General features: G+C 62.5%; 14 protein-coding genes. 4 read left to right on the top strand and 10 right to left on the bottom strand.

Annotated features, from left to right (window positions below):
* Positions 1 to 111: 111 nt before the first annotated feature.
* Both AB8A33_RS17375 and AB8A33_RS17380 read right to left on the bottom strand, forming a co-directional pair.
* Positions 112 to 822 (bottom strand): FadR/GntR family transcriptional regulator, encoded by a 711-nt coding sequence (locus tag AB8A33_RS17375; RefSeq protein WP_439093887.1) that lies wholly within the window; start codon positions 820 to 822, stop codon positions 112 to 114.
* A 72-nt stretch (positions 823 to 894) separates the two neighbouring features.
* Positions 895 to 1,743 (bottom strand): SDR family oxidoreductase, encoded by an 849-nt coding sequence (locus AB8A33_RS17380; RefSeq protein WP_439093888.1) that lies wholly within the window; start codon positions 1,741 to 1,743, stop codon positions 895 to 897.
* Positions 1,744 to 1,862: 119 nt separating this feature from the next.
* On the opposite strand from AB8A33_RS17380, the gene AB8A33_RS17385 reads away from it, so the two are divergent.
* Positions 1,863 to 2,351 (top strand): energy transducer TonB, encoded by a 489-nt coding sequence (locus AB8A33_RS17385; protein WP_439093889.1) that lies wholly within the window; start codon positions 1,863 to 1,865, stop codon positions 2,349 to 2,351.
* A 142-nt stretch (positions 2,352 to 2,493) separates the two neighbouring features.
* Here the strand turns inward: AB8A33_RS17385 and ilvC are convergent, their stop codons facing one another.
* The 5 genes from ilvC to AB8A33_RS17410 form a co-directional block, all read right to left on the bottom strand.
* Positions 2,494 to 3,513 (bottom strand): ketol-acid reductoisomerase, encoded by a 1,020-nt coding sequence (gene ilvC / locus AB8A33_RS17390; RefSeq protein ID WP_089267877.1) that lies wholly within the window; start codon positions 3,511 to 3,513, stop codon positions 2,494 to 2,496.
* Between the two features lie 154 nt (positions 3,514 to 3,667).
* The gene (locus tag AB8A33_RS17395; protein WP_439085817.1) at positions 3,668 to 4,270 is read right to left on the bottom strand and encodes a LysE family translocator; all 603 of its coding nucleotides are present in this window, start codon (positions 4,268 to 4,270) and stop codon (positions 3,668 to 3,670) included.
* 4 nt (positions 4,271 to 4,274) lie between these two features.
* A complete protein-coding gene (locus tag AB8A33_RS17400; protein ID WP_439093890.1) occupies positions 4,275 to 5,147 on the bottom strand; it encodes an EamA family transporter in 873 nt (290 codons plus the stop codon).
* A gap of 18 nt (positions 5,148 to 5,165) precedes the next feature.
* Complete coding sequence (gene ilvN, locus AB8A33_RS17405; RefSeq protein ID WP_068738461.1) at positions 5,166 to 5,708, bottom strand: acetolactate synthase small subunit; 543 nt, start codon at positions 5,706 to 5,708, stop codon at positions 5,166 to 5,168.
* A gap of 23 nt (positions 5,709 to 5,731) precedes the next feature.
* Positions 5,732 to 7,510, bottom strand: a complete 1,779-nt coding sequence (locus AB8A33_RS17410) for an acetolactate synthase 3 large subunit (protein ID WP_439093891.1) — start codon at positions 7,508 to 7,510, stop codon at positions 5,732 to 5,734.
* Positions 7,511 to 8,004: 494 nt separating this feature from the next.
* Here AB8A33_RS17410 and AB8A33_RS17415 point away from each other — a divergent pair, with 494 nt between their 5' ends.
* Positions 8,005 to 8,232 (top strand): hypothetical protein, encoded by a 228-nt coding sequence (locus tag AB8A33_RS17415; protein ID WP_439093892.1) that lies wholly within the window; start codon positions 8,005 to 8,007, stop codon positions 8,230 to 8,232.
* Positions 8,233 to 8,288: 56 nt separating this feature from the next.
* Here the strand turns inward: AB8A33_RS17415 and miaA are convergent, their stop codons facing one another.
* Positions 8,289 to 9,200: a tRNA (adenosine(37)-N6)-dimethylallyltransferase MiaA gene (gene miaA, locus AB8A33_RS17420; RefSeq protein WP_439093893.1), complete on the bottom strand. Its 912-nt coding sequence runs from the start codon at positions 9,198 to 9,200 to the stop codon at positions 8,289 to 8,291.
* 3 nt (positions 9,201 to 9,203) lie between these two features.
* Between miaA and serB the strand changes: the two genes are divergently transcribed.
* The gene (gene serB, locus AB8A33_RS17425) at positions 9,204 to 10,094 is read left to right on the top strand and encodes a phosphoserine phosphatase SerB (protein WP_439093894.1); all 891 of its coding nucleotides are present in this window, start codon (positions 9,204 to 9,206) and stop codon (positions 10,092 to 10,094) included.
* Positions 10,095 to 10,231: 137 nt separating this feature from the next.
* On the opposite strand, the gene AB8A33_RS17430 is transcribed toward serB, so the two are convergent.
* Together AB8A33_RS17430 and AB8A33_RS17435 are read right to left on the bottom strand one after the other, a co-directional pair.
* Complete coding sequence (locus tag AB8A33_RS17430) at positions 10,232 to 11,203, bottom strand: Bug family tripartite tricarboxylate transporter substrate binding protein (RefSeq protein ID WP_439093895.1); 972 nt, start codon at positions 11,201 to 11,203, stop codon at positions 10,232 to 10,234.
* Between the two features lie 20 nt (positions 11,204 to 11,223).
* Complete coding sequence (locus AB8A33_RS17435) at positions 11,224 to 11,655, bottom strand: RidA family protein (RefSeq protein ID WP_439093896.1); 432 nt, start codon at positions 11,653 to 11,655, stop codon at positions 11,224 to 11,226.
* Positions 11,656 to 11,963: 308 nt separating this feature from the next.
* Here AB8A33_RS17435 and AB8A33_RS17440 point away from each other — a divergent pair, with 308 nt between their 5' ends.
* Entirely contained in the window at positions 11,964 to 12,494 is a 531-nt protein-coding gene (locus tag AB8A33_RS17440) for a MarR family winged helix-turn-helix transcriptional regulator (protein WP_439085823.1), read from the top strand.
* Positions 12,495 to 12,990 lie beyond the last annotated feature (496 nt).

Here is a 12,990-nt window from a genome sequence, read left to right on the forward strand (position 1 = left end):
TGCGTTTCCAGAGTTTGCGGTCTTTGCCGCTACGGCCGTTGCCGTATTCGAGTGGGCCTCCCGTTGATCGGGATTGTTGAACGGCCCGTCAGGCGCTTGTGTCTTTCGTGATCAGTCCTTGCCCTGCTCGGCCAGCGCCCGCACGTCTTCGGCGGCGGTCTGCACGTGGCGATGCACCAGCATCGTGGCTGTCGCTTCGTCGCGCGCTTCAATCGCCGCGACGAAAGCGCGGTGATCAATGAGCGAGCGCTGACGGATCTCGGCAGAGGCGAAATAGCGGCGCCGCCAGCCCGTGCTCATCAGCATCAACGGCGTCAGCGTGCGCACCAGCACGCGGTTCTGGCTCGCTGCGACAACCGCGAGATGGAACGCAACATCTTCGTCGGCGAGGTTGCTGCCATTGGCGACGAGCGCCGCATAGGTGTCGAGCAGCTGATACAACTTCGCGAGATCGGCGTCGGTGCGGCGCTGGCAGGCCAGCCGGAACGCCTGCTCCTCGCAGAGGATCCTGGCCTCGGTAACATCGCGCGTTACCTGCGCATCGAATGGCAGGCCAAGGTCGGCCTGCAGCACCAGCGCATCGAGCCCGCTGTCTTCCAGCGCGTTGCGCAGATAGATGCCCGATTTGGGCTTCCGCTCGGTGATGCGCATGGCATCGAGCACCGCCAGCGCCTCGCGGACCGCTCCGCGCGTCACCCCGAACCGTTCCGACAGGTCCCGCTCCGACGGCAGCCGGTCGCCTTTCGCGAGCCGGTGGTGCCGGACGAATTCGAGCGTTTTCCGAACGGCGTCGGAGGTTTCGGTGCTGACCGCGGCGAGCATGGACTGACCCTACCAATCTGGTAGGACCAGTTAGGCCATTTTGGTCCCCCTGTCGAGGCGACAAATGGCCCCTTATTTGGGCCGCAGCCCGAGTTGCCGGGCCATGATCGCGTCCAGCCAACGCCTTGGCAGCCAACCGGCGACGAAGGTCTGAACCGGCTGCGGCGATGCCACCACGCGCAGCTTCGGGCGGGATGCGGTCAGTGCCCGGTAGACCAGTTCGGCGATCCGCTCCGGCGGCAGCCCGTTCTTCGCCAGCTTCATCAGCATCTCGCGAAGCTTCGCCAGCGCTGGCAGGAATGGCGAATTCGCGAAGCGCGCCATATCGATGGCCTCGGCCTTGTCCCAGATCGGCGTGCGCACGGCGCCCGGCGCGATCACCAGCACATCGATGCCGAACAGCATGAATTCGCGGCGCAAGCTTTCGGCCAGTCCTTCCAGTGCGAATTTCGAGGCGCTGTAGGGCGACAGTAGCGGATTGCCGAATTGTCCCGACACCGAACTCATCATCACGATGCGTCCGGGCGCACCAGTCATCGCGGGATCGGCGCCGAGCAGCGGCGCGAAGGCCTTGGTGACGATCACCGGCCCCGTCACATTGACCTCGATCTGCCGGCGGAACTCATCGACCGACAGATCGAGCAGCGCGCCGGGCACCGCAACGCCGGCATTGTTGACGAGCCCCGCGAGCGTCTCGCCGTTCAGCGCGCTGCGTACGTAGTCAGCGGCGGCCAGCACGGCAGCTTCCTCAGTCACATCGAACAGCAACGGCTTGAAGTTCGCGCCGAACTCAACCTGCAGCCTGTCCGCATCCGCCTGTTTGCGCACGCTGCCGAACACGCGGAAGCCACGGGCGAGCAAAACTTTCACCGTCGCGTGACCGATGCCGGTCGAGACGCCGGTGACAACAATGGCATTCATGCGGTGACCTGCTCGACATCGTGCGAAGGTTGTCTCGGTGCCCAGAAAATGGAAGAAAGCGGGCGCAATATGATATCACCTATCTATTGGCTGCGGCCATCCAATCTCACGGGCTCGACATGCTTCCTGTTTTTGCCTCAACCTCAACCGACCACACGAAGCAGAGCACGGGACTCAATACGACCATCCGGCGAGCAATCGGCGCCGCCGTGTTGCTCGCCGCAATGGCAACTAGTGCGGAAGCGCAGATTGTACCGACGACCGGCCCCGAAGCCATGTCCGCGAGTCCGGCCATGCGCGCATGGCGGCAGCACACAACCGCGCGGATCATGCGAACAGCAAAGCGGCTTGCCGAGGCGGGACTTCGCGGACGTGTGGTCATCTGTCTTGCGGTGAACCGCAGTGGTCGGGTGGTCGAGGCTACCGTCTTAAGGAGTTCTGGAAACACCGAACTTGACGGCGCTGCTCTCGCCGTTGTGCGGATGGCCGGCCCATTCGCGCCACTGCCATCGATATATCCGAAAGCGGTTCTGGCAGTCGGCGTGCCGATAGCCTATTCGGGCCCGTCCTTCCATGGCGGCAGAGCTGCGCGCCTGCATGGCATGTGAAACTCCCGGATAGCATGCGGCAGATACCTGGCGCAGACTTTGCGGGCGGGCCGCTTCGGTAAGCTCATCGCGCATTGCACATTTCAAAAGAAACGGGACCGCGTTGCCGCGGTCCCGTTGGTAGCTGCGTCTGAAGAGGCGCTTAGTTCTTGGTCTTGTCGACCAGCGCCTTTTCCTTGATCCACGGCATCATGTCGCGGAGCTTGGCGCCCACTTCCTCGATCGGATGTGCGTTGTTGCGCTGGCGGGTTGCCTTGAACGAGGCCTGGTTGACCTTGTTTTCCAGCATCCAGTCGCGAGCGAACTTGCCGGACTGAATGTCGGTGAGCACGCGCTTCATCTCGGCCTTGGTTTCCGAGGTGACGATGCGCGGACCGGTGACGTATTCGCCATACTCGGCCGTGTTGGAGATCGAGTAGTTCATGTTGGCGATACCGCCTTCATAGATCAGGTCGACGATCAGCTTCAATTCGTGCAGGCACTCGAAGTAAGCCATTTCCGGCGCGTAGCCGGCTTCCACCAGCGTCTCGAAGCCGGCGCGGATCAGTTCGACGGTGCCGCCGCACAGAACGGCCTGCTCGCCGAACAGATCGGTCTCGCACTCTTCCTTGAACGAGGTCTCGATGATGCCGGCGCGGCCGCCGCCCACTGCCGAAGCGTAGCTCAGGCCGAGGTCATGGGCGTTGCCCGAAACGTCCTTGTGAACCGCGATCAGGCAAGGCACGCCGCCGCCGCGCTGATATTCCGAACGCACGGTGTGGCCGGGGCCCTTCGGCGCGATCATCAGCACGTCGAGATCCTCGCGCGGATCGAGCAGGTTGAAGTGCACGTTGAGGCCGTGTGCGAAGACGAGCGCTGCGCCCTTCTTCATGTTGTCATGCATGTGGTCGCGATAGATGTCGCCCTGCAATTCGTCGGGGGTGAGCATCATCATCAGGTCGGCCCACTTGGCAGCCTCGGCGACTTCCATCACCTTGAAGCCGGCGGCTTCCGCCTTCTTCGCGGTGGCCGAGCCCTTGCGGAGCGCGATCACGACGTCCTTGACGCCGCTATCCTTGAGGTTCAGCGCGTGGGCATGGCCCTGGCTGCCATAGCCGACGATACAGACCTTCTTGCCCTTGATCAGGTTCAGGTCGGCGTCGCGATCGTAATAAACTCGCATGGGTATTTCCTCTCTTCAGCAACTATATTTCAAAGCTGCCCGTTCGAACCGGTCTCAAGCCGAATGGCCGAAGACCATGAATTGCCGCCGGTTTCTAGGGCGACGGGTGCCGCGAGACAAGCCCGCGACGGTGATTTTACGCTGCGCGTCGGGCTCATAGCTCGACCAGCACCGGATACAGGGAGGCCAGCAGCAGCAGCCCCATGACGATATTGAACGCCCTGACCGCGCCAGGCGATTTTACCAGCGATTGCAGCGAGGTGCCGCACAGCACCCAGGTGACGCAGGACACGAACCCGAGCAGCAGCGACAGGGTGACCTGCAGCAGGATGTTCCAGGGATAGTTCGCAATTGCCGCATAGGCGGTGATGGTGCCGATCACCATCACCCAGCCCTTGACGTTGACCCATTGAAACAGCGCGGCGCCGAAAAACGTCATCGGCCGGCGCCGTTCAGCGTCACCCGGGTTGGGCGGACCGGACATCCCGATCGCAAAGGCGAGATAGACGAGATACGCCGCGCCGGCATATTTCAGGATGGTGTGCAGCACCGGATAGGAGGTGAAGACCGCCCCCAATCCGAGGCCCGTGACGGCGACCATGAAGGCGAAACCGACGGTGACGCCGAAGACATGCGGCAGCGTACGGCGAAAGCCGAAATTGAGCCCCGACGCGAGCAGCATGATGTTGTTCGGGCCAGGCGTGAAGAACATCACGATGGCGAACACGATAAAGGCGAACAAGAGTTGTTGCGACATGATCTCAGACCACCTCGACAAGCGTGGGTGGGCGCTTCGACAGCAGCATCACGGCAATGCCGCAGACAACGACGATCATGCCCGCGAGTCGCAGCGATCCAAACTGTTCACCGAACGTGACGCTCGACGCGGCCGCACCGATAAACGGCACCAGCAATGCGAACGGCACGACCTGCGCCGCGGAATAGTCGCGCAGCAACCGGCCCCATATCCAGTAACCCAGCGTGGTGCCAACCACCGCAAGAAACAGCACACAGGCGAGCGCCTTCAGCGATGCATGCGTGAGCGACTGCCACGTCATGCTCGCGCCATCGACACTGAACAGCACCACCAGCAACGGCAGCAGCGCAACGAGACTGATCCAGGCGAACAGGTCGAGCATCGGCACGCCCTGCGCACGCCGCAGCAGCAGATTCGAGAACGCAAAGCTCACCGGCGCGGTCATCAGCACCATGAAAGGAAACACGCTGAAGTCATAGCCGACCGTGAAGCAGATCATCAACAGCCCGCCCATCGCAATGACAATACCGATCACCTGCAGCCGCGTCGGCAATTCCCGCAGGAACAGCGCGGCAGCCCCTACCGTGAACAGCGCCTGGCTCTGCACGATCACCGAGGTCAGTCCCGCCGGCACACCATGTGCCATGCCGTAGGTCTGCGCCAGGAATTGTGCCACCAGGAGCCAGCTTGTGGCGACGATCAGCAGCCATGACAGCTTCGGCTTCGGCAGGAACAGGCACGGGAGTGCCGTGATGCCGAAGCGGATTGTGGTGAGCAGCGTCGACGACATCTCGTCGACCGCCATCCGGGTCAGCACGAAGCCGACGCCCCAGATCACGGCCACGGCTATGGCCAACGCGATGTCGAGAGGTTTCATGACTGCGATGCGCGGAGGCTACATCCCCTCCGGTCCGCGGCTGATCGCAGCGACGCCGGTGCGCGAGATCTCGACGAGGCCAAGCGGCCGCATCAGGTCGATGAACTGGTTGATCTTGCCGGTGTTGCCGGTGATCTCGAACACGAAGCTCTCGATGGTCGCATCGATCACACGGGCGCGGAACGCTTCGGCGAGGCGCAGCGCCTCGACGCGATGCTCGCCGGTGCCGCGCAGCTTGACCATGGCAAGCTCACGCTCGATGGAGCGGCCGGTCAGCGTCATGTCAACGACGCGGTGCACCGGGATCATGCGATCGAGCTGATGCTTGATCTGCGTGATCACCATCGGCGTGCCTGTGGTGACGATGGTGATGCGCGAGACGTGCTTGTGGCTCTCGGTCTCCGACACCGTGAGACTTTCGATGTTGTAACCGCGGCCCGAAAAAAGCCCGATGACGCGCGCGAGCACGCCCGGCTCGTTGGCGACGAGCACCGTCAGCGTATGCGTCTCGTTGGGATCGTGACGCTCTTCCATGAAATAGGCGGAGGCAGGCTGTTCCATTGTCATTGTCTTTCCAGAGCTTGTCAGACCAGCGCCTTACCGCCGGCGAACGCCGCAGCCGTAGCTTCGTCATTCGCTTCCAGCGGCAGCAGCATTTCGTTATGGGCCTTGCCCGACGGGATCATCGGGAAGCAGTTCTCCAGCGCCGCGACGCGGCAGTCGAACAGCACCGGCTTCTTCACCTTGATCATCTCCTGCAACGCGCCGTCGAGATCGCCGGGCTTGCTACACTGGAAGCCGACGCCGCCATAGGCTTCCGCCAGCTTGACGAAATCAGGCAGAGCTTCCGAGTAGGAATGCGACAACCGGTTGCCATGCAGCAACTGCTGCCACTGGCGCACCATGCCCATATATTGATTGTTCAGGATGAAGATCTTGATCGGCAATTCATGCTGAACCGCCGCCGACATTTCCTGCATCGTCATCTGCACCGATGCGTCGCCGCCGATATCGATGACCAGCGAGTCGGGATGCGCGACCTGCACACCCAGCGCCGCCGGCAGGCCATAGCCCATGGTGCCCAGACCACCCGACGTCATCCAGCGATGCGGCTCCTCGAAACCGAAGAACTGCGCCGCCCACATCTGATGCTGGCCGACTTCGGTGGTGATGTAGGTGTCGTGGCCGCGCGTCGCCTCGAACAATCGCTGGATTGCGAATTGCGGCAGGATGACATCGTTGTTCGTCTTGTAGGCCAGCGAATTGCGCGCGCGCCAGGTATTGACCTGCTTCCACCACTCCTTGGTGTCAGGCTTCTTCGCTTCGGACTTGAACACCTGCAGGATGTCGCCGAGCACATTGCCGCAATCGCCGATGATCGGGATATCGACACGTATGTTCTTGTTGATCGACGACGGATCGATGTCGATATGGATCTTCTTCGAGTTCGGCGAGAACGCATCGGTGCGGCCGGTGATACGATCGTCGAAGCGCGCGCCGACGCACAGCATGACGTCGCAGTCATGCATCGCCATGTTGGCTTCGTAAGTGCCGTGCATGCCCAGCATGCCCAGCCAGTTCGGGCCGGATGCCGGATAGGCGCCGAGGCCCATCAGCGTCGAGGTGATCGGGAAGCCGGTGACCTCGACCAGTTCGCGCAGCAGCTTCGACGCCGCGAGGCCCGAATTGATGACGCCGCCGCCGGAATAGATGATCGGCTTCTTGGCACCCGCCAGCAACGACACCGCCTTGCGGATCGCGTTCGCATCGCCCTTCACGCGCGGCGCGTAGGAGATATGGACGTCGGACTTGCGCGGCGGATGATAGGTGCCGGTGGCGAACTGCACGTCCTTCGGCACGTCGACGACGACCGGACCCGGTCGGCCCGTTGTCGCAACGTAGAATGCTTCGTGCAGCACCTTGGCGAGATCGTTGACGTCGCGGACCAGCCAGTTGTGCTTGGTGCAGGGCCGCGTGATGCCGACGGTGTCGCATTCCTGGAACGCATCGTTACCAATGAGATGCGTCGGGACCTGTCCGGTGATGCAGACCAGCGGGATCGAATCCATCAGCGCGTCGGCCAGCGGCGTCACCATGTTGGTGGCGCCCGGACCCGAGGTCACCAGCACGACGCCCGGCAGGCCGGTGGAGCGCGCATAGCCTTCGGCGGCATGGCCGGCGCCCTGCTCGTGGCGGACCAGAATGTGCTCCACTTCAGACTGCTGGTAGATCTCGTCATAGATCGGAAGCACCGCGCCGCCGGGATAGCCGAACAGGTGCTTGACGCCGTGATCCGCAAGCGCGCGGACGATCATCGCCGCGCCGGTCATCTGGTTGGGATCGTGGGGCTTGCTGTCGCTCATGGTTCGCTCCGGATGCGCCCTGCGGCGCGGCTTGGTCTGGATGGTCGCTAGGTTCGGAAAGCTTGAAGTTCAGACAATAAAAAAGGGCCCGTTCAGGACCCTGTGCACACCGCTCGGTTCGTGGGTAGCAATCAGCTACCCCCGGCGGTGCGCCAGGGTACCACGATAATAAGAAGATTTGTAACTTTATTGCGCACAGGATCGGTCCGACTTTTCATAACTTGCGCGGAACATAGCCAGCAAACCGGGGATGTCAAGGGAAGTTGCTGTGATCGCGCTGATTTTAGAGCCTAGCCGGGTCTTTCGCATTCGGCGAGCGGAAAAATCGGGCGGGCAGATATGCGCCCGTCACCTGATCCCAGCCAGGCTGCTGCCCGCCTGCCCGCTCGTGCCCCACACCACGCCTATGCAAAACCGGCCGGGGCGCTCTGGAATTCCTATGACCGGTCGCGCATCTCCCCGGATAAGGGCGACGTCTTCAAAGGAATAGAGCCATGACAACGAAACGTCTTCTGCTATCCGCATCGCTGGCATTTGCAGTCATCTCCAGCCCGGCTTTTGCCGGTACGACGATTTCGGACCAGCGCTACTGGCCCGACGAGGCCCATGCGGCCGCGATGAGCGCCGCCGCGCTGCCTCAGAACGCGTTCGACTCCGTCGCGGCACCGCAACGGACCGAACAGTCCCATCGTTATGAAGGCGGACCGCGATCCATCTTCTGACGTCATCCGGGGCACAGGAGCCGCGAGACGGGCGGCTCCCCCGGATGTCACTCTGCTCATCCGGGCCGGGCTCCCGCAGCCTCCGGCGTCATCCATTCAAACTCGGGCAGTTGATGCCGAAACCAGGTGAACTGCCGCTTGGAGTAGTGCCTGGTATCGGCGCGGCCAATCTCGGCCGCCTCCTCACGCGAGAGCTCGCCGCGGATATGCCGGATCAGCGCCGGCACGCCATGCGCCTTCATCGCCGGCAGTAATGGATCGAGACTGCGTTCTGCCAATGCAGCGACCTCGTCCAGCGCGCCCTCATCCAGCATGCGCTCGAAGCGCGCATCGATCCGTGCATAGAGCTCGTCGCGCTCCGGCGCGAGAAACAGCGCGGTCACGCCCTCCGGCGGCAACAGCGGCGGCAGGCCCTCACCGTGCCAGTCGGTGAGCGATCGCCCGGTCGCCTCCACGACTTCCAGCGCGCGGGCAATGCGCGTGCGGTCGCGCAGGTTCAGCCGTGCGGCAGAGACCGGATCGACCAAAGCGAGCTGCGCATGCAGCGCTTCCGGCCCGTCACGCTCCAGCCGCGCGCGGACATCGTCGCGCACCTCGGCTGCGACCGGCGGCACGGCCGAGAGCCCGCGCGTCAGCGCCTTGAAGTACAGTCCAGAACCGCCGATGAAGATCGGCAACTTGCCTTGCGCCCGCACCTCGGCAAGTACGCGCGCGGCTTCATCCACCCACGCGCCGGCGGAGAAGTTCACGGCAGCATCCACAGTCCCGTAGAGCCGATGCGGCGCCAGCGCTTCCTCGTCGATGGTCGGCCGCGCCGTGAGCACGCGCAGGTCGCGATATACCTGCATGCTGTCGGTATTGATGACCACGCCGTCCCGCGCCCGCGCCACGGCTAGCGCCAGCGCCGACTTGCCGCTGGCGGTCGGCCCTGCGATAAGCAGCGCTCTGTTGTCCGGACTGGAACTCACGTCATGTCTCTCGTCGCGACCCTGATCTGCAACCCCGCCAATCCCGCTCTCGATAGCACGGTGGTCGACGGTCTGCGCGCACTTCTGCCGGGCAACACCGAGGCGCACTGGCTGAGCGACGGCGTCGCCGCCGACATCCTGTTCACCAGCGACCACAACATGCTCGCGCTCGGCGATCGCCTGCGCGCAGCCCGCGGCGACATGCCGATCGATGTTGTCGTGCAGCCTGTCAGCGATCGGCGCAAGAAGCTTTTTCTCGCCGACATGGATTCCACCATGATCGGCCAGGAATGTATCGACGAGCTCGCCGACTTCGCCGGCCTCAAGGCTCATGTCGCCGCCATCACCGAACGCGCCATGCGCGGCGAGATCGAATTCGAGCCAGCACTGCGCGAACGCGTGGCGCTCCTCAAGGATCTCAACGTCAGCGTCGTCGATGAAGTTTTGGCCTCGCGCATCACGCTCACACCGGGTGGTCGCGAACTGGTGCAGACCATGCGTACCAACGGCGCCTATACCTGTCTGGTCTCCGGCGGCTTCACGCTGTTCACCAGCAAGGTCGCCGAGCTCGTCGGCTTCCAGGAAAACCGCGCCAACGTGTTGCATGTCGCTGATGGCAAGCTGACGGGCACCGTCGCCGAGCCGATCCTCGGCAAGGCCGCAAAACTCGCGACGCTGGTCGAGCTGCGCGAGTCCTTCGATCTGGACAATCTCGACACCATCGCCGTCGGCGATGGCGCCAACGATCTCGCCATGATCCAGGACGCAGGCCTCGGCGTCGCCTATCACGCCAAGCCTGCGGTGGCTGCTGCCGCAGCAGCCCGGATCGATCACGGCGATCTCACGGCGCTGCTTTATGCGCAGGGCTACAAGCGCGCTGAATTTGTAAGCTAGAGCCTCACTCCGAAAGCCCCGGTTTTCGCGCTCCTGCGAGAAAGCCGGCTGTTTCCGTCGTCCCGGCGCATGCCAGGAGCCACGACCACCGTTAGCATGGCGAAGCGGTAGTCACGGCAGCGCTCTCATCCAAGAGCTCAATTGTCGAGCTGAAATCCCGATTGTTTGACGACCGGAGCCCAGCGCGCTGTCTCCTCCTGAATGCAGCTCGCAAGCTGCTTGGAATCGAGCGTGTAGCTGTCAAATCCCATTTGCTCGAGAAATTCTGCGACCGGCTTCGCCTTCATCGCGGCGTGAACCATTTGCTGCAATTGTTCGACGATCGGCTGCGGCGTCTTGGCGGGCGCGAAGAGCCCGTACCAATCAACTCCGGTGACCTGGTCAAAGCCGAGTTCGGCGAATGTGGGCACATTCGGCAAGAAGCGTGATCGCTGCGCGCTCGTGACCGCGAGCGCGCGCAGCGCTCCTGATTCTACATGTTGGCGAATGTCGCCGGTCACCGCCATCGATGTCGCCATCGTGCCCGACAGCAGGTCCGGCACAATCGCCGCCATTCCGCGATAGGGCGCATGAGTCATCTCAATGCCGGCCTGCTGGGCAAACGCCCAGCCCTGGAAATGCATGATCGAGCCGGCAGCCGGCGTGGCATAGAACGTCTTGTTGACTTTGGCCCAGCCAATAAAATCCCGTAGTGTTTTGACCGATTCAGGAACGGCCTTCCCGACGACGAAGGTTTGCGCATTCGAGCAGACTGGCGTGATCGGAATAAGATCCGCGACCGGATCATAGCTCAGCTTCGTATAGACATGCGGAAAGATGACGATCGGCGAGGATGGCGAGAGCACGATGGTCGTGCCGTCAGGCGTGGCAGTTTTGGTGGCGTCGATCGCGATGCGACCACCAGCGCCGGTACGACCTTCGACGATGACCGAGTCGGCAAAATTCCCGCCGAGCTGATCGGCGAGCCGGCGGCCGATCACGTCGAGCGTCCCACCAGCCGCGAAACCAACCATGATCCGGGCCAGCGATGGTCGCGCCAACGCGCGACCACTCCAGAGTGCGGCTGAAGCGGCGACGCCCTGCAAGAGATGGCGACGTGTCATGGGCATGGGTAATCCTCCGGACAAGGTCAGGTGCGGGATTGGGGCAGGTAGGCGATAGCCTTGATCTCGATCAGCAGATGCGGATGCGGAAGCTGGTGAACGGCGACCGTTGTCCGCGCGGGACCGTCGGAGCCGAAAAATTCGGCGTACACGTCGTTGTACCCGCCAAAGTCGTTCATATTGACGAGGAACGTGCTGACTTCGACGATATCGGACAGTCCGCCGCCGGCCTCGCTTATTATTCTCGCAATATTCTCGATCACCGCGCGGGTCTGTAACCGGATATCGACCGTCACCGTTCCCATGGCATCGGCGCTCGCGCCGGCTATCGTGTTATCCGCGCGTCGCGAGCTTGTTCCGGAAACGAAGACCAGGTCACCGGCACGCTTGAAGTGCGGATAGCGGCCGCGCGGCGTTGCCATGCCCTCCACGACAACTGCTCGAGGATCGGTCGTCATGTTGCTCTCGCCTCGTCGCACGTCATGCAGCATCTCGCAAATTTGTACGTATACGTCTCTTATTAAAAGCTAGCGATTGCCCCGACTACTGTCAAGAAAACGGAACTCGCACCGACTACACTGAAGTCAGCAGAAGTCACGGCTCGTATCGAAGAATCCGAAGTATGCTGCTATCTTGTTGGGCTTTCTACGCAGTGCTAGAGCGTGAACTGCCTATTCGCGCATCGCGATGTGATCGCTCGTACGGCAATATCTGCAGATCGTGTCGGACCACCATGACCAGAACAACGACCAAACGCCGAACCGGGATGTCGGGCTCATCGCGCAGAACGGCGACCGGCAAGGCTTCCGCATCGTCCCTGCCTTCCCGTGGCGCCGAGGCCGCGCTGACAGCGCCGGTGCGGTCCATCCTCGACCGCTTTCGACTCGAAGACGTCGTGTCGCATTTATTGCGCAGGGCACATTTCGCCGCTGAGGAACGGTTCTCGCGTGAGTTTGCCGATGAGCAGATTACCCCGCGGCAGAAGGCGACACTGGTTGCGATCTACCAACGGCCCGGCCTCAGCCAGAACATGCTTGCCGAGCATCTTTTCTTGGATCGCAATACCGTCGCCGAAATGGTGAAGCGACTGGTGGAGCGACACCTGCTTGAGCGGCGACCGGCGCCCGGAGATCGACGTGCCTATGAGCTGTTTCTGGCACCTGACGGTGCAGCCATGCTGAATCGCGTCATGACACGGGACGCGTCAGTCGAGCGAGCTATCCTGCAAAGACTCCCCAAGGGAGCCGAAAAGCAATTCATGAAGTGTCTTCGGCTGATCGTTCAGACGCCACACTAGCAAACGCCGCTGCGCGGGCGTCATGGCGCATGGCACAGGTCGTCCGGGGCAGAGAGGCCATCGATACCACGCCCAGCAGGGTCCGCATTCGTCCGCGTATCGTCCCGCCGTGCCCTGGAATGACAGTTTGGGGGCAGGACGCGGAGTCGCATAAACATTTTTTCCTATCTCTTCTTGACAACCTCCCTATCTGGATTATTTTCTCCTCTGTCCTGCCCCACCGAGAGGGGCGATCGCGATCGTCACGTTCGCGGAGTGGGATGCTGTGGACGCCGGAGATGCGGCGTTACGCGGTTTGGGGGTGACGTCTGTCTTCGGGCAGGACGGATCTGCGCCAGCACTGCCACTGGCAAGGAAACGGCCGACCTTGGGATGGAAAGACTCCCTGGACAGTGTGACGGACGACCAAATCAAGATGCGTCCGGCTTACTCGCTTGAGGCTCCCTGTCCCTCCGCCGTGGGACCATAGTTTTGGTGATCGGATCGTTCGCCAAGG

Origin of the sequence: Tardiphaga sp. 813_E8_N1_3, assembly GCF_051811025.1 — a bacterium.
Classification (GTDB): domain Bacteria; phylum Pseudomonadota; class Alphaproteobacteria; order Rhizobiales; family Xanthobacteraceae; genus Tardiphaga.